The sequence below is a fragment of the Bdellovibrio sp. BIS2 genome, from assembly GCF_055398295.1.
In genome coordinates, this window is the sequence record NZ_AP035879.1 from 2677780 (window position 1) to 2703571 (window position 25792).

The 25792-nt window shown below is 50.8% G+C and carries 26 protein-coding genes; 14 read left to right on the top strand and 12 right to left on the bottom strand.

Annotated elements, in window-relative coordinates:
• Nucleotides 1-39: 39 nt before the first annotated feature.
• The gene (locus tag ACZ520_RS12795; protein WP_232469216.1) at nt 40-1239 is read right to left on the bottom strand and encodes a coiled-coil domain-containing protein; all 1200 of its coding nucleotides are present in this window, start codon (nt 1237-1239) and stop codon (nt 40-42) included.
• A 475-nt stretch (nt 1240-1714) separates the two neighbouring features.
• On the opposite strand from ACZ520_RS12795, the gene ACZ520_RS12800 reads away from it, so the two are divergent.
• The 10 genes from ACZ520_RS12800 to ACZ520_RS12845 all read left to right on the top strand — a co-directional run bounded on the left by ACZ520_RS12800 (nt 1715) and on the right by ACZ520_RS12845 (nt 11044).
• Entirely contained in the window at nt 1715-2233 is a 519-nt protein-coding gene (locus ACZ520_RS12800; protein ID WP_464125931.1) for a hypothetical protein, read from the top strand.
• 113 nt (nt 2234-2346) lie between these two features.
• Nucleotides 2347-3132 carry an N-acetylmuramoyl-L-alanine amidase family protein gene (locus ACZ520_RS12805; protein WP_416480260.1) on the top strand — a complete coding sequence of 262 codons (786 nt, stop codon included), beginning with the start codon at nt 2347-2349 and terminating at the stop codon, nt 3130-3132.
• Between the two features lie 69 nt (nt 3133-3201).
• Nucleotides 3202-3933, top strand: a complete 732-nt coding sequence (gene rph / locus ACZ520_RS12810) for a ribonuclease PH (RefSeq protein ID WP_088564694.1) — start codon at nt 3202-3204, stop codon at nt 3931-3933.
• Complete coding sequence (gene rdgB / locus ACZ520_RS12815) at nt 3934-4533, top strand: RdgB/HAM1 family non-canonical purine NTP pyrophosphatase (RefSeq protein WP_417868802.1); 600 nt, start codon at nt 3934-3936, stop codon at nt 4531-4533.
• A gap of 214 nt (nt 4534-4747) precedes the next feature.
• Nucleotides 4748-5857, top strand: a complete 1110-nt coding sequence (rsgA, locus tag ACZ520_RS12820; RefSeq protein ID WP_464125934.1) for a ribosome small subunit-dependent GTPase A — start codon at nt 4748-4750, stop codon at nt 5855-5857.
• Between the two features lie 110 nt (nt 5858-5967).
• Nucleotides 5968-6912, top strand: a complete 945-nt coding sequence (locus ACZ520_RS12825; protein WP_198298051.1) for a ribose-phosphate diphosphokinase — start codon at nt 5968-5970, stop codon at nt 6910-6912.
• A 59-nt stretch (nt 6913-6971) separates the two neighbouring features.
• Nucleotides 6972-7613 (top strand): 50S ribosomal protein L25, encoded by a 642-nt coding sequence (locus ACZ520_RS12830; RefSeq protein ID WP_088564689.1) that lies wholly within the window; start codon nt 6972-6974, stop codon nt 7611-7613.
• A gap of 210 nt (nt 7614-7823) precedes the next feature.
• Nucleotides 7824-8387, top strand: coding sequence for an aminoacyl-tRNA hydrolase (gene pth, locus ACZ520_RS12835; protein WP_088564688.1), 564 nt, complete (start codon nt 7824-7826; stop codon nt 8385-8387).
• A gap of 35 nt (nt 8388-8422) precedes the next feature.
• Nucleotides 8423-9523 carry a redox-regulated ATPase YchF gene (gene ychF, locus ACZ520_RS12840; RefSeq protein ID WP_464125937.1) on the top strand — a complete coding sequence of 367 codons (1101 nt, stop codon included), beginning with the start codon at nt 8423-8425 and terminating at the stop codon, nt 9521-9523.
• A gap of 51 nt (nt 9524-9574) precedes the next feature.
• Nucleotides 9575-11044, top strand: coding sequence for an amidase (locus ACZ520_RS12845; RefSeq protein WP_464125939.1), 1470 nt, complete (start codon nt 9575-9577; stop codon nt 11042-11044).
• Between the two features lies 1 nt (nt 11045).
• On the opposite strand, the gene ACZ520_RS12850 is transcribed toward ACZ520_RS12845, so the two are convergent.
• Genes ACZ520_RS12850 through ACZ520_RS12860 form a run of 3 tightly spaced genes read right to left on the bottom strand, consistent with a single transcriptional unit; the run spans nt 11046 to nt 15144 of the window.
• Nucleotides 11046-11870 (bottom strand): ABC transporter permease, encoded by an 825-nt coding sequence (locus ACZ520_RS12850; protein ID WP_374030763.1) that lies wholly within the window; start codon nt 11868-11870, stop codon nt 11046-11048.
• On the bottom strand, nt 11867-12754 hold the full coding sequence (locus ACZ520_RS12855; protein ID WP_464125942.1) for an ABC transporter permease: 888 nt from the start codon (nt 12752-12754) through the stop codon (nt 11867-11869). The genes ACZ520_RS12850 and ACZ520_RS12855 overlap by 4 nt, the downstream gene beginning before the upstream one ends.
• A 41-nt stretch (nt 12755-12795) precedes the next feature.
• Nucleotides 12796-15144: a transglycosylase SLT domain-containing protein gene (locus ACZ520_RS12860; RefSeq protein WP_464125944.1), complete on the bottom strand. Its 2349-nt coding sequence runs from the start codon at nt 15142-15144 to the stop codon at nt 12796-12798.
• 93 nt (nt 15145-15237) lie between these two features.
• Between ACZ520_RS12860 and radA the strand changes: the two genes are divergently transcribed.
• From radA to ACZ520_RS12875, 3 genes are all read left to right on the top strand, one after another.
• Nucleotides 15238-16629 carry a DNA repair protein RadA gene (gene radA, locus ACZ520_RS12865; protein WP_088564683.1) on the top strand — a complete coding sequence of 464 codons (1392 nt, stop codon included), beginning with the start codon at nt 15238-15240 and terminating at the stop codon, nt 16627-16629.
• Between the two features lie 24 nt (nt 16630-16653).
• Nucleotides 16654-17046: a Crp/Fnr family transcriptional regulator gene (locus ACZ520_RS12870; RefSeq protein ID WP_374030769.1), complete on the top strand. Its 393-nt coding sequence runs from the start codon at nt 16654-16656 to the stop codon at nt 17044-17046.
• A 64-nt stretch (nt 17047-17110) separates the two neighbouring features.
• Nucleotides 17111-18154 (top strand): substrate-binding domain-containing protein, encoded by a 1044-nt coding sequence (locus ACZ520_RS12875; protein WP_374030770.1) that lies wholly within the window; start codon nt 17111-17113, stop codon nt 18152-18154.
• A gap of 29 nt (nt 18155-18183) precedes the next feature.
• Here the strand turns inward: ACZ520_RS12875 and ACZ520_RS12880 are convergent, their stop codons facing one another.
• From ACZ520_RS12880 to glpK, 3 genes are all read right to left on the bottom strand, one after another.
• Nucleotides 18184-18921, bottom strand: a complete 738-nt coding sequence (locus ACZ520_RS12880; RefSeq protein ID WP_417868814.1) for a beta-sandwich domain-containing protein — start codon at nt 18919-18921, stop codon at nt 18184-18186.
• Nucleotides 18922-19002: 81 nt separating this feature from the next.
• Nucleotides 19003-19710, bottom strand: a complete 708-nt coding sequence (locus ACZ520_RS12885; RefSeq protein WP_464125947.1) for a flagellar brake protein — start codon at nt 19708-19710, stop codon at nt 19003-19005.
• Between the two features lie 4 nt (nt 19711-19714).
• A complete protein-coding gene (gene glpK, locus ACZ520_RS12890; RefSeq protein WP_198298050.1) occupies nt 19715-21196 on the bottom strand; it encodes a glycerol kinase GlpK in 1482 nt (493 codons plus the stop codon).
• A gap of 27 nt (nt 21197-21223) precedes the next feature.
• Here glpK and ACZ520_RS12895 point away from each other — a divergent pair, with 27 nt between their 5' ends.
• Entirely contained in the window at nt 21224-21994 is a 771-nt protein-coding gene (locus tag ACZ520_RS12895) for a lysophospholipid acyltransferase family protein (protein ID WP_088564677.1), read from the top strand.
• 17 nt (nt 21995-22011) lie between these two features.
• Here ACZ520_RS12895 and ACZ520_RS12900 read toward each other — a convergent pair whose 3' ends face one another.
• From ACZ520_RS12900 to ACZ520_RS12920, 5 genes are all read right to left on the bottom strand, one after another.
• Entirely contained in the window at nt 22012-22191 is a 180-nt protein-coding gene (locus tag ACZ520_RS12900; protein ID WP_038449975.1) for a hypothetical protein, read from the bottom strand.
• Between the two features lie 13 nt (nt 22192-22204).
• Nucleotides 22205-22612, bottom strand: a complete 408-nt coding sequence (locus ACZ520_RS12905) for a hypothetical protein (protein WP_374030774.1) — start codon at nt 22610-22612, stop codon at nt 22205-22207.
• A 125-nt stretch (nt 22613-22737) separates the two neighbouring features.
• Entirely contained in the window at nt 22738-23982 is a 1245-nt protein-coding gene (hutI, locus tag ACZ520_RS12910) for an imidazolonepropionase (protein ID WP_464125951.1), read from the bottom strand.
• 49 nt (nt 23983-24031) lie between these two features.
• A complete protein-coding gene (locus ACZ520_RS12915; RefSeq protein WP_198298049.1) occupies nt 24032-24478 on the bottom strand; it encodes an Hsp20/alpha crystallin family protein in 447 nt (148 codons plus the stop codon).
• A gap of 139 nt (nt 24479-24617) precedes the next feature.
• Nucleotides 24618-25772, bottom strand: a complete 1155-nt coding sequence (locus ACZ520_RS12920; RefSeq protein ID WP_417868821.1) for an EF-hand domain-containing protein — start codon at nt 25770-25772, stop codon at nt 24618-24620.
• Nucleotides 25773-25792 lie beyond the last annotated feature (20 nt).

Here is a 25792-nt window from a genome sequence, read left to right on the forward strand (position 1 = left end):
CCCACAAACTTCAGGTTTGTGGGTTTTTTGTAGAAGAACCTATTTCTTCTTCTTTGCCTTCAAGCCGGCATCCAAGCGGATTTTAACGGCTTCCAGACGGGACTCTTCAGCTTCGAAGTTGGCTTTGGCTGTCGCCACTTTGATACGGATTTCTTCGGCTTCGTTTTTTGCTGAATCCAGGCGGCTTTCAAGCTTTTCACGCTCTTTTTTAGCCTTCTCGGTTTCTTCAGTCAGACGTTTCAATTCGCTTTCAGACTTCGCCACTTCAGATTCGTATTCAGCGATGGCTTTTTTCGAACGGGCAATTTCAAGGTTCGCAGTCGCCTGCTCTTTGCGAAGGTTGTTACGGTTGCTTTCAAGCTCTTGACGGGCTTTTGCCGCCTGCTGCTTCAGCTTTTCTTCCTGCGACTTGGTTTCGGTCACCTTTTTGCGCTCGGATTCAGCCTCTTCTTTGGCTTTTTTCGAAGCGTCCAGCGCCGCTTTCAACTCGCCTTCCACTTTTTCAATCATCGCTTTGGACTGTTCATCCTGAGCCTTCAAGCGGGACATTTCGGCTTCTGCACGCGCACGATCCGCTTCGGCACGGGCGATCTCCTGCTTGGCTTTGGCTTCTCGGGCCTTGGCTTCAGCCACCGCTTTTTGCGTCAGCAGTTTGGCTTTGGAAAGATTCTGTTCCGCCTTCAGGGTTTCGTTCTTTGCCGCTTCGGCTTCTTTCGTCGCGCTTAAGCCTGCTTCTGTAGCAGAGTTGGCCTGCTTTTCCTGATCTTTTGCCTGATCACGCAAATCGTCGGCCTGCTTTTCAGCCTGCTTGCGTTTGTTTTGAGCTTCGTCACGAACCTGAATGGCTTTTTGCGTTTTTTCCTGGGCGGCTTTGATGCGCACCTGGGCCGCGGCCTGCTCTTTTTCAGCGGCCTTTTGAGCTCTGTCATGTTCGTTGGTTTCAGCTTTTAGTTTTGCCGATTCACGCTCGGAATCAGCCTGTTCTTTTTTGGCGTCATTTTCCAATGAGCGGGCCTTGTTGATGGCCGCCTGGGACTCTGCACGGATTTTATCCCGGCGTTTGCGATCTTCTTCCGCGCGCTTTTTTGCTTCGTTGGCTTCGGCCTTGGCCGCTTCGGCATCCGCGGTGGCCTCTTCGGCTTCAATCTGTGAGCTGTCGACTTGCGCGTACGCCGCCAATGGCATGGTGCCGGTCATAAGAGCTGCCAAGAGAAGTGTCCCTAGTGGTTTTACCTGCATTGAAAATCTCCTTCGATGAATCATCGATGTTCAATAGCAACTAGGATATAGGGATTTTAGGCAAAAAAAAAGCGACCAGGATTGGGGGGGAGGGGTCCTGGCCGCCATGGGGGGTTGACTTGTACTAAAGCAACGCAGGTGCCATGCCTACTTGTTCGTCAGATCCGATTAAACTCACAGCCGACCCAAATCCTATGTCGAGGTTTTTGACAGAAAACGACAATTGGCGGAAGCTTTCGTCATATAAACGCATCTTTGTGGGAGTTTCTGCCCACGGCAAACCACGACCTTCTGCCAAGAATTTTTCCTTATCTCCGTCTCAATATGAGCTCAAAATCTGAGTCTATCGTCCAGTTTATTGCTAAAAACGAACTGGATCATCCTTCCATACGATCCCATTTACTCAACTCTTCCCCCACAGTGTGTGAACCAACTTTTGTTTTCTTGAAAGGATAAAGAAGTGACGAACTTACGAATGAGTTTAAACATCGCGATTGTGACAACCCTTTTGGCAACAGCGGCCTGCTCTGGCAGCGGCAGCTCGAAATCCCCTTCCGAAGAACCCGCACTGACAGGTTACTGGAAGTCTGAGTGTTACGAACTTGGAAAAACTGCGAGCCACGGAATGGTTGTCCTGCAAATCCAGGATGACGGCACTTTCTCAAGAATCCACTACACCTTTAACAATGCCACTTGTTCCGGCGACGCCGAGGGTGCAAACACCTATGATGGCACAATCACCTTAGGCACGGTTGTCGCCGAAAGCCCGCTGACTCAGGAGTTCCACTCTTTCATCAGTTGCACGGATCGCTATTCGACTTTGAAAGTTCAAAACAGCACCCTGTTCATTGCCAACGGCCCGGATGACGGAACCACGGAAGAGTTGCGCCAGACGGACTTCACCGACGCTGACGAGTACACTCCTATCACCGAGGCAGAACTACCGGCACTTCCTGCGCCGGTTAAAGTCGCTCCCACACTTTGTCTGCAGTAATTTCTTTTGGGACCTGTGCTGGCGCAGGTCCCCGCACTTGACCCACGGCTAGGTTCCTGGGCCAAGCCCGTCTGGACTCGACACACCCAAGACTTCTTTCTTATTCTGACTGCATGAACTTTCCGTTTCTGAAACAAAGCCTTGGTGCTTTGCTTATTCTTTGCTCCCCTTCTGCGTTTGCTCTGCACATTATGCTGGATCCCGGCCATGGTGGTGTTGATACGGGAGCGGTGTATGGCGGAGCGAAAGAAGCGGAACTGGTGTTGAAAGTCGCACAAAAGCTGCAGACTTTATTAGCCAAAGATGAAAAGTTCAAAGTCACCATGACGCGCACAAGTGATCGCAATCTGTCTTTGCCTGAACGCGTGAAAATGGCCGAAGGATCCAAGGCAGACTTGTTCGTCAGTTTGCACGCCAATGCCGCTTCCGATCAGCGCGCCAAGGGTGTTGAGTTCTTCTTCCAAAACAACCTGCCACCAGATGAAGATGCACTGTTCTTAGCCAGCCAGGAAAATCAGATGGTTCTTAACAGCCGCGAGCTGCATGACATCTCTGGAGGCGATGAGCTTTCCAAAAAAGGCGATGTGGCAGCGATTGTGGAAGACCTGCATCGTCAAAACCGCCTCAGCAGCAGCCTGCGCCTGACACAAACCCTGACGCAGGTGTGGGGCACGGACAATAACGCGGCTCAAGCCACGATCAAACAGGCCCCATTCTATGTGATCTCAAAAACGACAATGCCTTCGGTTTTGATTGAAATCGGCTTTTTGACCAACCCGCGTGAAGCCAAAAAGCTGGTCAGCGCAGAATATCAAAACGATCTTGCCCAAAAAATCTACACCGCCCTCCAGTCCTACAAAGAAAAGATGGACAACCACGAGGCAAAAATCCTAAATTAGGCTCAACACAATCAATCCCCAAGAATGAAAAAAGGCCCCCTTTTCTGACCGGCCTTACTGGAGCTTTCTATGCGTGCTGACGGCCGTCTGTTTGATCAACTTCGAAATATTAAAATCACCCCAAATGTATCCGAGTACGCTGAAGGCTCTGCCATCGTGGAATTTGGTCGCACCAAAGTTCTTTGCACGGCGACTTATGAATCTAAAGCCCCAAGCTGGTTGCTGGGCACCGGAGCTGGCTGGATCACTGCGGAATACGGCATGCTGCCAAGATCCACTCACACGCGCATCCGTCGTGACAAATCCATGACTGGGGGGCGCACTCAGGAAATCTCGCGCCTGATCGGACGCTCTTTGCGTGCGGCCGTGGACCTAAAACAACTGGGTGAAAAACAAATCATCATCGACTGTGACGTGTTGAATGCCGATGGCGGCACACGCACGGCTTCGGTGACCGGCGGCTTTGTGGCGCTGGCCCTGGCACTTAAAAAATTGCATGCCGTCAGCGAAATCAAAACGTTGCCGTTGATCAACTATGTTTCTGCCATCAGTGTGGGCCTGCATGAAGGCAACATCCTGCTGGATCTGAACTATGACGAAGATTCTGCAATCGGCACTGACATGAACTTTGTCATGACGGACAAGGGTCAATTCGTGGAAGTTCAAGGTACCGCCGAGCACGTTCCGTTCACTCGCGATCAGTTGTTCAAGATGATGGACGTGGCTGAAAAAGGCTGCCGTGAACTTTTCATTCACCAAGCCGCAGTGATGGGTGAAATCTACAAGATCGCAGGAGCATAAATGGAACTTTGGATTGCCACCGGAAACAAAGGAAAACTTGCTGAATACAAACAACTGCTGCGTGAGCTGCCGGACTTGAAGGTCTTTTCACAAGGCGACATCCCCTCCTTCACTCCCCGTCCAGAAGACGGAAAAACATTTGAAGACAACGCGCGCATCAAAGCCAAAACTTTGCGTGCGGTGAAAAACAATGTCTGGGTGCTGGGTGAAGATGCGGGTTTGGTTGTTGAAGGTCTGAACGGCTTGCCAGGAATTCATTCGGCTCGTTATGCGGGACCGAAGGCTTCTGACAGCGAAAACGTTTCCAAGCTTTTGAAAATGATCACGCTAAAACCAATGCCGAACAAGAATGCAAAATTCGTTTGCACGACGGTGGTTTACACTCCGACGGGTGAAGAATGGGTGTTCAATGGCGAGATGAAAGGCACGATCGCTTCCAAACCTGCAGGTTTGCATGGATTTGGTTACGATCCGGTCTTTATCCCGGAAGGCCAAACACAGACGCTGGCCGAACTGGGCACAGGCTATAAGAGCCTGCTTTCCCACAGAGCGATGGCTTTAAAGGCCTTCCTGGAAAAATTGAATCAGACTCAAGGCTAATTAGAAGGGAACTCGCAAGGTTCCCTTTTTTTATTTGCTTATTTCGCAAGCATCCGCGATACTGCCTTTAACACACCCAACAAGGAGGGCCTATGATTGTAAAAACTTTTATCGCTAAAGCCGCTCTCCTTGCGTCTTTCTAGTTTTTTCATTCTTAAAACTTAAGTTCGCCAAGAGAGCTCCTGAATTTTAATTTTATTCAATGGAGTTATCCGTGACTAATTCATCAATCCTTCCCGCTTGGGGATGGAACGCGCTTTTACAGGCGCAAATCGAACTTCGACCTCTGACATCAGGCGAAGTCGTAGGACGTATTATCAATCAAGAACGCGAAATGTACCGCGTGGTGTTCTTTAAAAACGACCACGAAGGCAAAGCCCTGGCCCAGCTTTCTGGAAAATTTCGCTATGAACATTCGGATCTGAACCTGGAATACCCCGGCGTGGGTGACTGGGTGATTTGCGAACTGCACTCCAATGACGAGCACGCGGTCATTCACGAAGTCCTTTCGCGCCAAAGCTGCTTTTACCGCAAGGAACCCGGCAGCGGGGCCCGGGCCCAGATCGTGGCCGCCAACGTGGATGTGATTTTTGTGATGGTGTCGGCCAATCAGGATTTCAACCTGAAACGCCTGGATCGCTATATGAGCCTGGCGTGGGAATCCAACGCCTCGCCGGTCATCGTTCTGACCAAGGCGGATTTGGCCGAAGACCTTGAAGGCCTCATCGCCGAAGTGGAAGACCGCCACCCGGCGGTTCCGGTGCATGCCGTGAGTGCTTTGGATCCGCAAACCCTGGAGCCGCTGAAGACTCACCTGCTGCCCGGAAAGACCGTGGTGCTTTTGGGGTCTTCGGGGGTTGGAAAATCGACTTTGGGAAATCTGCTTTTGGAAAAAGAGCAGATCAAAACCCAAGGCATCCGCGAGGACGACGACAAAGGTAAACACACGACCACTTCAAGGTCCTTGTATCAGCTTCCCTCTGGCGCCCTTTTGATGGACACGCCGGGCATGCGGGAACTGGGGCTTTTGGATCACCGGGAGGGCTTTGAAAGCCTCTTTGACGATATTCTGGAACTGGCAACCCGTTGCCGGTTTACGGACTGCCAGCATCAGACCGAACCAGGCTGTGCCGTCCAAGCCGCCCTGGAATCGGGAGAGCTGGAAGCGGAACGTTGGGAAAGTTTTCAAAATCTGGAGCGGGAGCTGCGTTATTTTGAGCGCAAAACCGACCCGGAAAAAGCCCGCGAGGAGCGCCAGAAATGGAAGAAAATCACTCAAGGACTGCGAGTCCGCGTAAAACAGAAATCCAGAGGGGAAATCTAGGTGTTTTGCTCGCCAAAGGGGGTCAAAAAAGACCCCCTTTTCGTTGGACAAAAAGAGGGCCCCTTGCTAGCTTCCTTTAAACGCACTTTTAACTCAGGAGACTACGAGTGATGAAGGGCCTAAAAATCTTTTCAGCCAATGCCAATCCCACATTAGCCAAGAAAGTAGCCGAAGCCGCTGGAGTTGAGCTCGGATACTGTGAAGTCAGCAGTTTTGCTGACGGTGAAATCCAAGTCGAAATACATGAGAGCGTCCGCGGGCAACACGTGTTTGTTGTCCAAAGCACCTGCCCTCCTGTAAATCAAAACTACATGGAGCTGTTTGTGATGCTCGATGCCCTTCGCCGGGCCTCCGCCGCCTCCATCACCGCCGTGATCCCTTATTACGGTTATGCCCGCCAGGATCGAAAAGTGGCCCCGCGCGCCCCTATTTCGGCCAAATTGATGGCGGACCTGATCACGACGGCCGGCGCCGACCGTGTGGTGTCCGTGGACCTGCACGCCGCCCAAATCCAAGGCTTCTTCAATGTTCCGGTGGACCATTTGTTCGCAATTCCGACTTTGGCTCGCGCTTGGCGGGATGCCTACGGCCAGGGCTCTGAGTTTGTTGCGGTGAGTCCAGACGCCGGCGGGGTCGAAAGAACCCGTGCCTTTGCCAAGAGAATTGAGTCCTCCATGGCGATCATCGATAAACGCCGTTCCGGCCCTAATGAGGCTAAAGCCCTGCACCTGATCGGGGATGTGACTGGCAAAACGGCCGTCATTGTGGACGATATGATCGATACGGCGGGAACTCTTACACAAGCAGTTGACAGCCTGTATAAGAATGGGGCAAAACGTGTGTTCGCCGTTGCAACCCACCCTGTTTTGTCAGGTCCTGCGATCAATCGCCTGAAGGAAAGCCCTATTGAAAAAGTATGGGTCACCGACACGATCCCGCTGTCTGAAGCGGCGAAAAACTGCGGAAAAATCGAAGTGGTTTCAGTAGCTCCGGTCCTGGCCGAAGCCATGAAACGAATCCACGGAAATGACTCCGTCAGTTCATTGTTTGACTAACTAACCCACCTTCGGGTGGATATTATTAACTTCCTCTATTGGACTAGAAGGATAAATACATGAAAACAAGAATCGACCTTACAGTTGAACCTCGTGAAACTGGTAAACACAACAGCCGTGGCCTGCGCACTAGCCGTAACGTTCCTGCTGTTATCTACGGAGCTGTAACTCCAACGAACGTTTCCGTTGGTGAAAAAGAAATCGTTAAGTACAACACTCGCGCTTACGAGAATGCTCTTTTCAACTTGAAATCCACTGACAAAACTGCAAATGGCATCGTAGTTCTGATCAAATCCGTAGACGTACACCCACTGACTCGTCGTCCTCAACACGTTGACTTCTTCGCTTTGGATCTGAAAAAAGCGGTTCGCGTTAACGTTGAAGTACGTCTTGAAGGTAAAGCTATCGGTCTTTCTGAAGGCGGTCTGTTGAACGTTGTTCTTCGTTCCGTTGAGGTTGAGTGCTTGCCAACTGAAATCCCTGAGTTCTTCACTGCTGACATCTCTAACTTGGCAGTTGGTGACGCTCTTCACGTATCCGACATCAAAGTTGGCGGCTCCGTGAAAATGATCACTGGCGCAGAACAAACTGTTGCAGTTGTTAACGCTCAAGAAGAAGAAGTTGCTGCTACTCCAGCTGCTGCCGCGGCTCCTGCTGCTGCTGCACCTGCTGCTGCAAAAGCTCCTGCTGCGAAAAAGTAATTTCCAGCAAAGATTTGAATTCCAAAGAGGCAGCTCACCAGAGCTGCCTCTTTTTTTTAACTCCCCTGAATGCGGACCGATCAAAAAGGTCCAAATGCAAGGCGGAGGGGTCCCTCTGAAGCGCAGGCGTGCTCCTAGCACGTCGGAGCGAAAGAGGTCCCCCGACAACGCAGTCAGTTGGGCCTTTTTCATCGGTCCTTCGGAGGAAAAATGTGGTTGATTGTTGGTCTTGGCAATCCGGGTGGTGAATATAAACTGACCCGTCATAACATCGGCTTTATGGCTGTGGACTATCTGATGGAAGGCCTGGGGAATCCCCCGATCAAAAATCAATTCAAGGCCGAAATCGCTCAGGCGAAAATCAAAGACCACCCGGTGATATTCTGCAAACCACAGACGTACATGAATCTTTCCGGCGAATCCGTACAGCCCCTGATGGGCTTTTATAAAATCCCTCTGGAACGCCTGATCGTCATTCACGATGAAATTGACCAGCCGTTTGCACAAATGAAAATCCAGAAAAACCGTGGTCACGGCGGCCATAACGGCATTAAAAGTGTTTCAGGTCTGCTGGGCTCGATGGACTACACGCGCCTGCGTTTGGGCGTGGGGCGTCCGGCCAACCCGAACATCCCGGTACCTGATTACGTCCTGGGTAAATTCACCAAGGAAGAGTTCGCGCAAATGCCGGATTTCCTGAATAAAGCCGGCGATGCTGTGGAAAGCATCATCCTGGATGGAATTCAAAAAGCTTCGACAAAATTCAACACTTAGGCTAGATTGAGCCGTCATTTCGCAAGGAGTTTTCAATGGCACTTCAAGTCGGTATCGTAGGTCTTCCGAACGTGGGTAAGAGCACGCTTTTCAATGCTCTGACATCTGCCAAGGCTGAGGCGGCCAACTATCCATTCTGTACTATCGACCCGAACGTGGGCGTGGTGACAGTTCCGGATCCTCGCATGGATAAAATCACTGAATTCATCAAACCTCAGAAAGTTGTTCCAACAACTATGGAGTTCGTGGATATCGCGGGTATCGTAAAAGGTGCGTCCCAGGGTGAAGGTTTAGGAAATCAGTTCCTGTCCCACATCCGTCAAACAGACGCGATCGTTCACGTGGTTCGTTGTTTTGACGACCCAAATATCATTCACGTGGCAGGTTCTGTGGAGCCTATCCGTGACATCGAAATCATCAACACCGAATTGTTGCTGGCAGATTTGGACTCTGTTGAAAAGCGCCTTCAGCGCACTGAAAAACAGGCGAAAAACTCCACCGACAAAAAGCTGAAACTGGATGTCGAAGTTGCCAAAAAAATCAAAGAGGCTTTGGGTAAAGGTCTTCCTGCCCGCTCTGTGACTTTGGACGAAATGGAGCAAGGTGCTTTGAAAGAGATGCACCTGCTGACTGCCAAACCGGTTCTTTACGCGATGAACGTCAACGACGCTGACTTCGCATCCGGTGGCAATGACTGGACAAAGGCTGTTGAAGCCCGCGCCGCTGAAGAAAACAACAAAACCATCCTGATCTGTTCTGCGATGGAAGCTGAGATCGCTTTGTTGCCACCAGAAGAACGCAAGGACTTCCTGGATGCACTGGGCGCTGAAGAGCCAGGCTTGAACCGTCTGATCCGCGAAGCTTACACACTTTTGGGACTTCAGACTTACTTCACTGCTGGTGTGACGGAAGTGCGTGCTTGGACGATTCGTGCCAACACGAAAGCTCCTCAAGCGGCGGGTGTGATTCACTCTGACTTTGAGCGTGGTTTCATCAAAGCTGAAACTTACCACTGTGAAGACTTGTTCAAGTACAAATCTGAACAAGCGATCAAAGATGCTGGTAAATACCGCATCGAGGGCAAAGAGTACGTTGTGAAAGACGGCGACGTTTTGTTCTTCAAGTTCAACGTTTAATTTCTTCTTAAGAAGGGAAAAAGGGGCCGCAAAGCCCCTTTTTTATTTTGTATGAATGAATTACTGACTTTATCTGCTTTGGATCTGCATAAAAAAGTACAAAACAAAGAAGTGTCCCCTTCCGAAGTTCTGGAAGCACACATCACCCGCATTGAGCAGGTGAACCCTTCTTTGAACGCCATGGTCGAAGACGACTTCGTCCGTGCCAGAAAATTGGCACACGAACAGACAGAAATTTTGGCGAAGAACAATTCCGATCTTCCGCCGCTGTTTGGTGTCCCGTTCACCGTCAAAGAAATGTTCTCTTACCAGGGCATGAAACGCACCGGCGGCAGCATCCATCACAAAAATGACGTGATGGACTGGGACGCCACCGTTGTTGCTCGAATGAAAAAAGCCGGTGCCATCCCGATGGGCACCACCAATGTGCCGGAACTGGGATTCTGGTTTGAGTGTTTCAATCCCGTTTATGGTCGCACCAGCAACCCCTATGATCTGGGCCGCACTTGCGGTGGCAGCAGCGGTGGTGAAGGTGCTTTGATCGGCGCGGGCGCTTCTCCGTTGGGTCTTGGCAGTGATATCGGCGGCAGCATCCGAATGCCGGCGTCGTTCTGCGGGGTCTTTGGTCACAAGCCGTCTCGCTATTTGTTGCCACTGACGGGCCACTTCCCGTTTGAACAAAATGACTTCCGCACGCTGTTACTGGATCAGAAGTATCCGTACACCTCCATGGGGCCGATGACCCGTAAAGCCGTGGATCTGGCGCCGATGATGAAGATCCTGATGGGATCTGACGACATCGATCAGCACACGCTGAAAAATCCAGCCATGGAAGAACTGTCCCAGGAATGGAAAGGCCGTAAGGTTTTGATCTGTCCGAACCCTGTCTTCCACCGCGCGCGCGGAACCGATGATGAGCTGGTCCAAGTGGTGAAAAACTGCGGAAAGCTGTTTGAAGAACTGGGCGCCCACGTTGAAGAACTGGATCCAAGATTCTTTGTCCGCTCGGCAGAGCTTTGGTTTGCGGCGGTAAAAAACTCCAAGAACCGAAACTTGTATGAAACCCTGATGGGCCCCACCCAGCACCTGTCGATCGGGAAAGAAATCCTGCAACTGACTTTCGGTAAAGGTAACTACACCCTGCCAAATCTGCTGGTGTCTTTGGCTGAAATTTTTGACACCCGTAAAAAAGACTTCACTGAAGAAATGCAGGCCTTGGCCAAAATGAAATCCGACCTGGATGAAAAACTGGGCGCTGACGGCATTTTGATTCTGCCTCCGCACCCGCGGGTGGCCCCAAAACACAGAGCTCCGCTGTGGTCCCCGTTTGATTTCATTTACACGGCGATCTTTACGACGCTGGGCCATCCAGCGACTTCAGTTCCAACGGGCCTGAACGAAGACGGTATTCCATTGGGAGTTCAAGTCGTCGGTCCTTACATGAAGGACCATCTGACACTGGCATGTGCGGAATTCTTGGAAACAACATTCGGCGGCTGGCAACCGCCCAAAAACCTATAGCTTAAATACGGTATTTGGTGCGTAAATGATCCAAGATGATGTGGAAGCTCCAGACGGTCAGGAACAAGATCAGACTTGGATATAGAATCAGATGCGGGAAGCTTGAAAGTGTCTTCCAGCCTTCTCGCACCAAAATTCCCCAACTTGTGTAGGGGGGATGAATCCCCAGGCCGATAAAGCTCATGAAGCTTTCATACAAAATATTTGTCGGAATCTGCATCGCCACCAAAATCAGCAGTGTTCCCAACATATTTGGAAGCACATGGCGAAGCATCACGTGCACACGACTGCCACCTAGTGAAATTGCCGCTTCCACATAGGGTTTGCGTTTGATTTCCAAAACCATCCCGCGAGTGACGCGCGCAAGACTCATCCAATGCGTGATCGCAATACTGATGCACAAGCCAAGCAAAGCCCGACTGAGCGGATCTTCAAACGGCAGCAGCAACTGCAGACTTAGACACATCACCGAGACCAGAATGAAGCTTGGCACGGCCATCAGGATGTCACAAAAACGCATTAAGATACGATCGACGATCCCTTCAGACCATCCGGCAATGGCTCCATAAATAAAGCCGATCATAAAGGCCAGGAACGATCCCACCAGCCCCACCAAAAGCGAAATGCGCCCACCCATCAACACCCGGGCAAACAGATCCCGTCCCAGGGTGTCGGTGCCGAACCAGTGTTCTGATCCGGGCGGCAAAAGAATGCTTTCGACATTTTGTTCAAGCCCCGAGCTGTTTAACACCCACGGATAAAAAACCGTGGCCAGCACCAGAGTGGAAAGGAACAAAATGGCAAAAACCAAAAGCACCTTTTTCATGCGCGCTCCTGCAGACGTGGGTCCGCCAGCTTCAGCAGCACATCAATAAAGGAATTCACCACAATCAAAAGCGCGCCATAGAACAACGTCAGGCCCACAATCAAAGTGTAATCACGGTCATTCAAAGCCGCGATAAACTCACTGCCCAATCCAGGCACGGCAAACAGAACTTCAACCAGGAAAGAACCTGAGAGTAGTGACACAGTCAAAGGGCCGACGTAGCTTAAAAACGGAATCAGCGAGTTTTTAAGCACATGATGAATCAAAACTCCCCACACGCCGAGGCCTTTGGCTTTGGCGGTGCGGGCATAGTCCTGGTTCAGGTTTTCGTTCAGAGAATTTTTAAGCAGGCGAATCAGGGACGCCAGCGGGCGCACACTTAAAGTCACCACTGGCAAAATGTAGTGCACTGGAGAAGACAAGAACGCCACAGGCAGAAGGTTCCAATAAAAACCAAAGGCGTAAATCAAGAGAGGCCCCCAGAACAGGCTGGGTAAGGACAAGAAGGCAATCACAGTCTGATCGACCAGATTTTCAAACCAGGTTTCGCGGAAACGAGTCGCGGCCACCGCGATCACGAAAGCGCCCACCAGAATCACACCCAGCGCGATGGCATTTAAAGTCAGGGTGTTACCCAGGCCCTGACCGATGATTTCCACCACCGTGCGATCAGGTTTGGACATCGAAACGCCCAAGTCCCCTTGCACGACAGACAGAAGATAGCTCCCTATTTGGGAAGGAAGGCTTTGTTCCAGTCCCCAGTGTTGCGCCAGCCTTTCGCGCACCACGGGATTTAAGGCCGTCTCTTCATCAAAAGGACCGCCCGGAAGAGCTTTGAGCAGCACAAACGTCAACGCCGCTAGGACCCCTAGCGACGCTGTCATTTCCACTGTTTTTTTAAAGACGAACCGAAACGCGTTGTCTATCAAATGTCATCCCAGTTTTCTTTCCCCGCCAGCTCGGCCTGGAATTTCACCGGAACCGCGCCTGCCATGTATGGAAAAAGATCTTTTTTGTTGCCGTACAATTGCGAATAAATATAGGCGTTGGACACAACACGCTTTACATAATTGCGTGTCTCCAGGAACGGAATGTGTTCAATGAACTCATCTGTTTCCAGATTACCGAAAGACGACAACCAGTTTTTCACGCGGTGCGGACCGGCGTTGTAACCTGCGGCCACCAACGGAATCGTATTTTCAAAGCGATCCATCAGACGTTTCAGATAGCGGCTGCCGATCTTCACCGATGTTTCTGGTTGCAGCAACAAAGGCGCTTTGAATTCTTTTTCACCCAAAAGCGTCGCCACTTTGTGGCCGGTGAATGGCATGACCTGCATCAGACCCAACGCCCCGACCGGAGAAATCGCATCGCGACGGTAATGGGTTTCTGCACGCATGATTCCCCATACCAGTTCTTCTGGCACAGAGAATTTCTTGGTGTATTTTTCAACATGCTCAGAATATGCACGCGGGTATGCAAACTCCCAAAGATAGCGAATGCCTTCCACACCGTGCGCCGCTCTTTGACCGCCGAAATTAATCTGCGCGATGTAAGAAGAACGGTTGTAGTGACCTGCGGTATTGTATTCACTCATCAAAGTGCGCAGGTACTCGCGGTTGGAGGTCTTTCTTTCAATGTCATACAAATCCCAGCGCGCCCATTCGTTTTCACCCAGGATCATCATGTCGCGGGCTCTTTCAAAGCGCTTCATCAGGGCTGGGTTCGAGAATGTGGTTACTTTCTCGCCGCTGGCATCCGGGACTTCATCCTCAGAAGTGGCCACTTCCACGGATTTCAAATCCGGGTTGTCGGAAGCTTCTGCTTCTTCTTCCTCGCCTTTTTCGTCATCTGCAGAATACTGGGTCAGAACCAGTGTTTCTTCCGATTCAGAATCATCCCCACGATAGCTGTCAGAAGAATACGGCATCAGGAATTCGCCAGCGGAGAATCTGGAAATCACACGCGGCTGCGTTGGCAGGCTGGATTCAGCCAAACGAGGCACTTTCACCTCTTCCATTTTTTTCAGACGACTTTGGGCGGCAATAGAATAATAACCCAGCAAAGGATCTTTCGCCAAAGAGGACATCATGGCCTTGGCTTGCTCGACTTTCCCCTGACGGAAAAGGCTCATCGCCATCCAGTACGTCACGCGGTCTTCCGGGAAGGACTTCCACGCTTTGCGGTTTTTCTTTTTAGCCGCATTCAAATTCCCCAGAGCTTTGTAAGCGCCCTGGTAGTCCCCTTTAAGATATTTCAACCAAGCCAGGTGCCACTGGGCATCGCGGTTCAAACCGGAGTTTGGATAAGCTTTCATGAACTCCTGGAAACGGCGGGCAGCCCCGTCGTAATCCTGGAACTGATAAGACAGGAACGCGGACTGATACAAAGCCTGACGACCGGTTTTGGATTTCGGACTTAGTTTGTAAGCGGAATAGTAAGAGCCCACCGCCAGTTGCACTTCCCCTGCTCTGGCCGCAGAAGAGGCAAACAGGATCAGGAAGTCGAAGTTTCTTTTGTTGGCCTCATAATATGGCTTTAGCAATTCGACCGCTTTGGTGACTTCACCTTCCTGCAGATAGAACTGAGCCTGAAGCTTGTCAGCCAGGTACTTGTCAGACTTGGCCACTTTGGATTTCATGATGTTGATTTCGCCCTGGGCTTTTTGATCAAGACCGGCCCATAGCAGATAACGAACGCGCGTGCGGAAGTCTTCCGGCGTGACTTTGCAGTCCGTCGGTTTACCTTCAAATTCATTGATGGCAAGGTCCACACTCCAGTCCGCCACTTTTGGGTAAGCCGGATAGCGCTCGTACAACTTCACCAGCCACTTACACATTTGGCCGTGGCGATTCAGGCCTTTTTCAGCCACCGCCAGATTGTAAATCACATCCGGATAGTCTTCGGTGTTGCGGGTTCTTTTTTCCAGTTTCACAAACTGCGTGCTGGCCAGTTTGTAGTTCTTCTTTTCAAGCGCGATCTGCCCCATCAGGTTTGAAGCCTCAATGGACATTTTCACGTTCGGGGAAAGATCCAGAACTTTTTTAAGCTCCCCTTCGGCGTCATCCCATTTGGAAGTTTTCATATAAGATTGCGCCAGATAGAAGCGCACGTATTCTTCCAGTGAGGTTTTTTCTTTCAGAATGTCCTGAAGAGCGGGAATGGCCTGATCGTATTTCGCTGCGCGGAACTGATCCAGGGCCTTTTTAAAGGGCTCAAGGTCATTTTTAGTAACTTGGGCGCCGGCCACCGGACCGAGCAAGAGAGAAAACACAATACATTTCAGGGAGACCTTCATGTCCACCACTCCAATACGAAAAGTTGTACAGTCCTTGTAACCGTCATCTAATAATGATACCGAATATCTATGGCAAAATCGAAAACTAAAACGATCTATACCTGTCAAAATTGTGGGGCCCAAAGACCAAGGTGGGAGGGCAAATGCTCTGACTGCGGTGCGTGGAACTCTTACGTCGAAGAACTGCAGATGCCGGAAGTGAAAACTCGAGGATGGTCTACAGGGTCTGGCGATCGCGAAGGCACCGGGTCCAAACCTGTCACGCTGGACCAAAGACTTGAAGAAGTGAAATTGGATCGTTTTGATACAAGTTTCGAAGAGCTCAATCGCGTGCTGGGCGGCGGTTTGGCCAAGGGAAGTTTCGTGCTTTTGGGGGGATCTCCGGGCATTGGGAAATCCACTCTTTTGCTGCAAATGGCCGGTGGTTTAGCCAATAACAAGCACAAGGTTCTTTATATCTCCGGCGAGGAAAGTGTCTCTCAGACGGGATCCCGCGCTCACCGCCTGGGTATCCGTTCGCCCTTGATTGAAGTGGGTTGTGAAAGCAATCTGACGGCCGTGATGGAAATGGCCCGATTCAAAAAACCGGATGTTCTGGTTGTCGATTCCATTCAGACGATGTTCCTGCCTGATTTGCAGGCAGCACCGGGCTCGGTGTCTCAGGTTCGTGAATGCGCCGGGCACTTGATGGGCCTTGCCAAGCACGATGGCATCACTGTGATCCTGATTGGTCACGTCACCAAAGATGGCAATATCGCCGGTCCCAAGGTTTTGGAACACATGGTGGACTGCGTGCTGTCCTTTGATGGCGACATCTCTTACAACTTCCGCCTGCTGCGTTCTTTGAAAAACCGTTTTGGCGCGGCTCACGAACTGGGTGTGTTCCAGATGAACTCCAAGGGCTTGGAAGAGGTTTCCAATCCCTCCGAGTTGTTCCTGGAAGAACGCGGTGATCAGTTGATTGGTTCAGCCGTGTTTGCGTCGATGGAGGGCACAAGGCCTTTACTGTGTGAAGTTCAGGCGCTGACACTTTCCAGTCCCATGGCGATGCCTCGTCGCACGGCTTTGGGTATTGATATCAACCGTCTGCATCTTTTGACGGCCGTATTGGATCGTCACCTGGATGTGCGCCTGGCCCACAACGACATCTTTATCAACGTTGTTGGCGGCTTAAAACTGGTGGAGCCGGCTTCGGACCTGGCCGTGGCGGCGGCGATCTTGTCCACCGAGCACCGCCGTGATCTTGACGCCAAGACTTGTTATTTTGGCGAAATCGGTCTGACCGGCGAAGTCCGTGGTGTGTCCTTTGTTGAACAACGAATCAAAGAGGCCGACAAGCTGGGCTTCAAACATTTCGTCATGCCTTTTTCAAACAAACGCCACCTGGAGGACGTCAAGCTTTCCAAGGACAAGAAGATTTCGTTTGTCAAAAACGTGCATGATCTGAATAAAATCATCTAAGGACTTACGAAAAGGAATTCTGGCATGGATGCACAGAGCGCAATTGTAAAAGAGACTTATAAGCCCGGTGACTTCATCTTCTTTGAAGGCGACATCGAAAATCACTTTTACATTGTTGAAAGCGGTGTGGTGAACATCTTCACGAAAGATCAAATGGGCAAACGAATTCCCATTTGCGACATTGTGGACGGGGAATCCTTTGGTGAGTTCGCACTGATTTCAAAAAGTCCCCGTTCGGCTTCAGCTCAGGCTGTCACGGACGTTGTGCTGGTAAAGGTTTCTGAAGAGGGGTTCCAGCAACTTCTGTCAGAACTGCCGACCTGGGCGGAATGCATGCTGAAGTCGTTCACTGATCGCCTGCAGAACATGACGGAAAAGATTCGCGAGGCCGAACAGTTCCGCAGACGAGAGTCCTAAAAATCTTAAAATTGTAATTTCATTGAGTTGGTTATTTTCCAATCCTGCTTGTATGCTGGAGAAAATGCTTAGCTCATTTAAACATCTTTTTTTAACAGCTCTGCTTTGGCTTTTGCCACTGTCCCCTGCACAGGCTTCCGCTCTGGAAGTTCCCACTTGGGAAGGACCTGTTTCCGGCCCGAAAGCTCAAGAAGGCCGCAAGATCATCTTTATTGCCTCAGACATGAAAAATGGCGGAGCTGCCGCTGTCAGCGAAGGCTTCCTTTCTGCCGGCCGCATGTTGAAATGGAACATCACCATTCGTGATGGCCAGGGAAGCCGTGCGAAAATTCAAAAAGCACTCAACGAAGCCATTCAAGCCGGAGCCGACGGCATTGTGCTGGGGGGCTTTGACGCCGCCGACTTCCGCCCCGAGATTAAAAAAGCCCAGGCAACCCATATCAAGATCGTCGGCTGGCATTCCGCTCCCCGCCCTGGCGGTTCGAATCTGATGTTTTCAAATGTGACCACGGACCCTTTGGTGGTGGCAGAAAAAGCGGCAAAACTGGTCTGCGACGGCGCTGAAAAATCAGGTGTTGTGATTTTCACTGACAATGACTTTTCGATCGCCCGGGCCAAAACCCTGCACATGAAAAAGATCATTGATGAACATAAGAACTGCCACGTTCTGGACATCATGGATGTGCAGATTTCCAAAGCCGAACACCTGATGCCGGGAGCGGTCGCCAAATTAAACGAGCGCTTTGGGAAAAAGTGGACTCACAGTCTTGCCATCAACGACATCTATTTTGATCACATCAATTTTCCACTTAAAAAAATCGGCCGTAAGGATCTGATCAATGTCTCGGCCGGAGATGGTTCAGCAACGGCCTTGCACCGGATTAAATCCGGACTTTCACAGCAACTGGCAACGATCGCCGAACCCCTGAAAGCCCAGGGCTGGCAGGTCGCCGACGAAATGAATCGCGCCTTTGCCGGAAGCAGTGAAAGCGGATTTACGACAGAACCTTTGGTGATCACTCAGGAAATTTTGAAGAATTTAAAAGAAGGAAATCTGGAATCAAGACTGAACTATAAAGAAGCTTATTCGAAAATCTGGTATCCCTGAGGCCCGAAGACCCCAGGGATTTTTTTTACCTAGTAACGGATGGGATAGATCGAAGGCGCACCGTAACTGGAAGTCACAGTCACGTTCAGGTCCGCATTCCCACCCATGGATTCAGCCCGGATGTCGATCGCAACGATACGCTCCCCGGCTGTCAGGTATTCAGAAGTCAGGCTGTAGTAGAATGTACCTGTGTAGCTCAACTGACGAAGCTGAATACGGCGACCGCTTTGAGTGATCGCATAAGTCTCATGCAATTGAATGCCGTTGAAGGACGGGTTCACACGAACATAGTCCACATAAGAAGCATAGTTGAATGCCACACGCAACCACTCGCCACCGCTGCGACGGGAAACACCGTAGAAACGCACTGTGGATTCACCGTAGTTGTTCGGTGGACGTGGTGGGTTTGGATACGGAGGATGTGGATCCGGACGGTGCGGAGGATACGGTTGTGGATACGGATCAGGACGAGGTCCCGGTCTTACTGGCGGACGATCCGGGCGAATGCCGCCATGACGGTGGTCGTCTCTGCGGTCGTTTTCATAACGGCGGTCATCGCGGTCGCGGTCATGGTACTGATCTGGTCCGCGGCGATCATCGCGACGGTCGTCTCTGCGATCATCACGGCGATCATTGTCGCCACGACGGTCATCACGACGCTCATCATTGCCACTTGGGGGATGGCCCGGGCGGATTTGTGCTCCGGCTACGGGACTTTGCAGCAAAACGGCTGCGGTCAAAAGGGCGCTCAACATTGGTAGTTTCATAAAGACTCCTTTTTTGAAGACAAAGGAGATATTCCAAGATCCGTGCCTGGACAAAGTGACACCAAATGGCGCTGTAGGAAATTATTTCTTAGGGTACTTTAAGAACAGTTCGCGCTGCAGATCCATCACCAGACTCAATAGGCGCGTTTCCAGGATGTTTGTGACGTTTAAGAACTGCAAGCCAGCCGTCTGAACAACCTGCCCGTCGACTTCGCGTTTCTGGGCAAAACGCACCTCCACATCAAACTCCATGGCGCGGCGAACCCCGAGGCGCAAAGCGCCTTTGATCTGATCCCCGATTTTAAGCTCAGGGGTTGTCCCTTTAAATTCGATTTTAAGCCCCCCAGCACTGACATCCCGAACCCGGGTCTCGACGAAATGAACCTTTCCGCCATGATGAAGAATACTGAAAACGGCTTCGTACTTAGCCGGGATATCGATGCGGGCATTCGCCCTTCTTTGCAACTGAAACAGATCGACGTCCGTCTTCAGTACGGCCCAGCCAACACTGAAGCTGAGCTCTGTCTGGAAAAAATAACGTTCACTTTTAAAGGGAAAATTCACCACCACTTTTTGTGGTTGCGTGACATCTTTTGAGTCTGCCGTGTGATGGCAAAGCAGTGTTTCATCCTTGTCAGTTTGCACGGCGATCAGATGAAAGACGTCTTCATTGATGGAGCCCTTCATCGACAACTGTAATTTGTCGTCAGCGATTTCACGGAAAAGCATTTTCTTTTCCGACACTGCAACTTTTTTGAAAATGGTCTGCCCCGGCATGCTGACGGCCATGTGCTTACACTCGCTCCAAAGCCCGGGCCCAGCGCTGCAATCGTTCTTTGCGCGCTTTCGGCGTCATCTTCACTTTGAATTCCTTGTTCACTTTCCACACCCGTTTGATTTCTTTGAGGTCTTTCCACACACCCGCCCCCAGACCGGCCATGAAGGCGGCCCCCAAAGCCGTGGTTTCAAGATTCTGCGGGCGAACCACATTCGCTCCGCAATAGTCAGCTTGCATTTGCATCAACAGATCATTAGCAGCCGCCCCGCCGTCGACGCGAACGCCACGCAGTTTCTTGCCCAGATCCCTTTGCATGGTGTTCAGGATATCCACATTTTGCAAAGCCATGGCTTCCAATGTGGCACGCGCGACGTGAGCTTTGGTGCTGCCGCGGGTAAGACCGCAGATCAGACCGCGTGCTTCCGGTTGCCAGTGCGGAGCCCCCAACCCGGTCAGGGCTGGAACAAACTCCACCCCTTCGGTGCTGTCGACAGTTTTTGCCAACGCCTCAATATCAGAGGACTGCTGGAACAATCCCAATCCGTCACGCAGCCACTGAACTGCGGCTCCGCAGACAAACGCACCGCCTTCCAGCGCATAAGTCATTTCCTGGTTTTTTAGTTTCCAGGCAATCGTGGTCAGCAGCTTGTTTTTCGATTTCACGGCTTTTTTTCCAGTGTTCAGCAGCAGGAAGCTTCCGGTGCCAAAGGTGCACTTGGAATCTCCGGTTTCAAAACACGTCTGGCCAAACAAGGCCGCCTGCTGGTCGCCAACGATGCCAGTTATTGGAATTCCATCCGGCATAAAGCCCAGACCTCGGGTCACACCGAAATCAGAATTGGAAGGACAGATTTCTGGCAAGATACCTTCAGGCACGCCAAAAATTTTAAGCAGATCTTCATCCCACCACCCGGTGTGGATGTTCATCAGCATCGTGCGAGAGGCATTGCTGACATCTGTCTTATGCGATTGCCCTGCGGTCAGCTTCCACAACAAGAAGCTGTCGACCGTTCCAGCCAATGCCTGCCCGTCCTTGGCCTTCTTTGCCGCATTGGGAACATGTTTCAGCAACCACTGAATCTTGGTGGCCGAGAAGTAAGGATCCAGCACCAAACCTGTTTTAGCGGTGATAATTTTTTCTTTTTTGTTTTTCTTGAGCTTTTCACAGATATCCTGCGTGCGGCGACACTGCCAGACAATGGCGTTATGCAGGGCTTTGCCTGATTTCGCGTCCCAAAGCATCACAGTTTCACGCTGATTGGTGATACCAATCGTGCGAATCTGAGATCCTTTGATGTTTGCTTTTTCCAGCGCCAGACGCATGGATCTTTGCGTGGAATACCAGATATCTTCGGGGTCGTGTTCAACCCAGCCTGGTTTCGGGAAGATCTGCTTGAATGTCTCACGAGCCTCGGCGACAAGACCTCCGGCTTGATTGATAATGCATGTTCTTGAGCTGGTTGTCCCTTGGTCAATGGCCATGATAAAAGAAGACATAAACACTCTCCAATCGATGTACTAATAATGAAGAATTTCCTGAAGAAACCCAACGAAAAAATCTTTGGCTTACGATCTCTGGATCGTGACACTTTGATTTTCCGTGTGCTGCCGCGTTTTCTTTTGGAGATCCTGCGCAAGTACTTCCGCCTGGAAATTGAAGGCGTGGAAAACATCCCTCGCCGCGGGGCCGTGATTCTGGCACCGAATCACTCGGGCTACACTGGTTTTGATGCTTTTTTGCTGGGCCACGTGGTGCAGCAGGAAGCCAAACGCATTCCCCGCGTGCTGACACATCACTTCTGGTTTCTGACCGAAACGACCGCAATTCCGGCGAACAAAATGGGCTTCACCGAGGCCACTTATGAAAACGGGATCAACGCCCTGAAAAAAGGGAATGCGATTGTCCTGTTCCCGGAAGGTGAGCAAGGCAACTTCAAGCCCACCTCCGAACGCTATCAACTGCAGGAATTCAAACGCGGCTTTGTGCGCATGGCCCTGGAAGCCCAGTGCCCGATTGTTCCCGTGGTGATCTTAGGCGCCGAAGAGACTCATATTAACTTGAAAAAACTTAAATTCACCAAGTTCCTCAAGGGTTCGGTGATTCCATTGCCCTTGAACGTGATTCCCCTGCCAGCCAAATGGCGCATCCGTTTTCTGGAACCAATCACATTGCCTTATAAGCCATCAGCCGTGAACGATGCCGACTTGGTCCACGAAATCGCCCAAGACATCCAAGAGCGCATGCAAACCGCGGTCGAGGAAGAAATCCAAAAACGCGGCAACGCTTTCCTTTAATTTGAAATTTTTCGGGTTTACTTCTTGTCAGGCAAGTCATCAGCGATGACTTGTAAGATATTCTGCCATTTTGCCACGAGGATGCCTTCATTGCCTTCTTCCCGACTGACAAGTCGGCTTACCAGCAAAGCAGCAAGACTGACGGCTAGGACGAGGAGGAGCACGTACTCCACCACGATTTGACCTCGTTTATTCATGAATCAGATTGTATCACACTTCCGCAGGAGCGGAAGCTTTCAGCATGGCGGCTGGACGCCAGTTTTCCATTGTGAGACGCAGAGACTCGACCAACAGGTCCAAGTTCTCATCTGCGATCGGCCCGCGAAGGCCAATCACCACATCGTCATGCCACTTTTCTACTTCCAGAGGGCTGATGTGTTTCGCTGCATCCTCAAAGGACAACAAGAAGCTGTCTTCTGTTGGGTAAACCATCACCAGGATGTTGGCGCCAGCAGCTTTGGAAACCTCTTTGGCTTTAGCCATTTCCACGGTCAACTTCTGTTGAATCAGGAAATAGATCTTCAAAGCCAATGCTTCATGAAACTGGGCAAAGTAGATACGAACAGGACCATCAAAGATGGCACTATTAAAAGCAGGATTAAAATATTTCGACTGCATTAACGTGGTGTATGACGACCTCATGTTGTAGCTCCCCCCTCCACAGACACACCCCAAGACTAGGAAGAAAACCCTTCCTAATTCAAAGGAAATTTTAAGAATCTTAAATTTTCTGACGCATCAGATTATTTAAGACTGCCAAAAACCTTCTTTCCTCTCGAGAAAACCACCTTCTCAGAGTCTTCCCCCACACTGTAGAACAGCGTCTGCCAGTCTTGATCGATGCATAAAATATCAGCAGACTTGCCCACTTCCAGTGAACCCACTTCATTTTGTAAATTCAAAGCGTAAGCCCCACCCACCGTGTAAGCGGCAATGACTTCCGGCAAACTCATCTTCATTTCAAGGCGCGCAAGCAACCCCACGAGATTCAAATTCTGTGTTGGTGATGTGCCAGGATTGAAATCAGTGGCCAATGCCACACGCACCCCCGCATCGATCATCGCGCGAGCCGGTGGATATTTGGTTTTCGTATAGAGATCCGCCGTGGGCAAAAGCACACCAGTCACTTCACTTTGTGCGAGCTTTTTGATTTCTTTGTCTTCAATTTGCAGAAGGTGATCACCGGACAACGCCCCCAAGCGCACGGCGATGTCGCTGCCCCCACTTAAAGACATCTGATCGGCGTGAATCAGGATTTCAAAACCCAGCTCTTGAGCGCGACGCAGATACTTTTCAGAGGCTTCCGGTGGGAAGAATCCTTTTTCGATGAACACATCCACCCGGCGGGCCAGCTTCTTTTTCGCCACCACGGGCAGAACTTCCTGCGCCAGGAATGTCAGATACTCTTCATAAGATTTAAATTCCGGCGGCAAAGCATGCGCCCCCAAAAAGGTGTTCACCGTGCGAATGCCCGAAAGCTTTTGCGCGGCCTGAAGCATTTTCAGCTCATCTTTCAGGTTCAACGCATAGCCCGATTTAATTTCAACCGTCGTCACGCCCTGGGATACGAAATGATCCAGCCGCTTCTGCCCGGTTTTCACCAGATCATTCAGGCTGGAGGCGCGGGTCTTTTTCATGGTCGAAAGAATCCCGCCCCCTTTGGCGGCGATTTCCTGATAGCTGACGCCCTGATTGCGCATTTCAAACTCTGCCGCGCGATCCCCGGCAAAAATTAAATGCGTGTGACACTCGATAAAGCCCGGCAGCACCGTGCGCCCTTTCATGTCGTAATCACGCAGAGTTTTCTTTCTGGCGAATTCCCTGGGAAGCTTCTTTTGCGGTCCTACCCAGGCGATCTTGTCTTTTTCAATGACAATGGCAGCTTGCTGCAAAAGGCTGAGATCCTCTTCCTTGATACGGCGGCCTTGTTTGGCGGCGGCCCCTTGAAGAGTCAGAAGTGTCGAAATATTTTTAAGCAGAATACCCATGCACTTATTCAAGCACATGGGTTTCTGGGATCAAGCTAAAACAGAGTTCCTACATAATCTTGATACTATGACTGCGTGCGCCCTCTGATTTGGGCAGCGTCAGGTGCAAAACGCCATCTTCAAAGTGAGCCTCAATCTTTTCTGTCTGGACTTTGACTGGCAAAGTGAAGGATCTTTGGAAGCGACCATAAGATCTTTCCGAATAGTGCCCCTCTGATTTTGTTTCGCGGGTGCGCTCGCCGGAGATTGTCAGAATGTTGTCATTGAGCTCGACTTTAATGTCTTCTTTCTTCATGCCCGGAAGGTCGGCACTGACCAGATAGGCGTTGTCCTTTTCTTCCACATCCACCGAGGGAGAGAAGTCAAATCCGGCTCGGGTCAGGGCGTTGGATTCGCCGCGGTCGAACTCATTGATAAAATCCTCAAACTGACTGAACAAATCCGAAGAAGGCAGACGACGGCGGCCGCCCCAGGGACTTAAACTTCGCATTGGCATGGCATCCTCCTTATTGAGATGCCTTTAACCTAAGAAGACAGTGTGAAAGCGTCAAGAATGTGCAAGGACCAGTGTCAAAAGTAAAAAACCGGAGTGCTGTCAGACACTCCGGCTTTTCTGTTTCGATCATCAATAAGACTTATTTCATTTTTGGCGAGAACCAAAGGTCGATCACACGACCTTCTTTCTTTTTGCCTTTTTCGACAAAGACGAAAGTGCTCTTTTCACGGATCTGGGCACGGTCCGCGATGCCGCTCACTGCCGAGTCATCGTATTTCAGGGACACGGATTCGATACGGGACTTCAGCGGAACAAGCTCGCCTTTTTGCACTTTACCATCGCCGTTTTTATCAAACCACAGCGAAAGTTTTGCAAAGTCCTTGTCGTTCTTGTCAATGACGCTGTCCTTGTTCGAATCAAATTCGCGCAAAGCCTCAAATCCGTTTTTAAATTTGTCGCCCTGATTACCGAACAATTCATCTTCGGTTGTGATCTGACCATCACCATTGCGGTCCACCGCAATGAAGGCGCCCGGCGCACCGGCTTCAGGCCACATGGTTTTCCCGGTCGGATTCAGAGGGAAGTCTGTCACCCCGGTGAAGTTTGGCATCTTGTCGTCGAAGAACACCATCAGTGGAGAGAAGTAACCGCCGCAATAGCCGTTTTCACCCGGGAAGAAGGCCGACACACTGTACTGTTTGCCGTCTTTGGAGTTGCTGGTGTAAACAGACGCTGAAAGCGGTCCGTTATAACCCATGTACTCCCCGCCCTGCTTTTGGCCCGGCGCAAACACCTGATCAAAACTGACGGCTTCGAGTTTAGCTTCAAAGTCATTGGAAATATTCCCCTCTTCATCCACAGTCGTGGTGAAGTTCACCGGAAGAATCACACGCACACTGTTACCAGCATACTGCGCCTTAACCCCGGCGGTGACATCTGATACCTGTGTCACTTGCGCATCGTTACCTGCTTGGGTCACGACATTGGCCGGATATTTGACGGTGTAAGTTTTAAGTGCGCCCTTTTCCCGCAAGGTCAGCTTTACTAACACACTGGAAACCGGAGAAAGCGGATTGGAAACGTGTCTTAAGTTAGTACCAAAACACGTATTGGAAATATTCACTGTGATTCCGTCAACCGAAGCCCTGGCGGCCTGGCCGGAAAGAACAACCCCTTGAAAACCTGCTGAGCCCCCAGCTCCCGAATTCACGGCTGCAGGCTGTTGTTCAGTCTGTGCATTCGCAGTGGATGACACCACCATGGCTGTTGCACAAGCCCATCTTAACCAAAACATACAAGCCCCCTTTTGGTTTC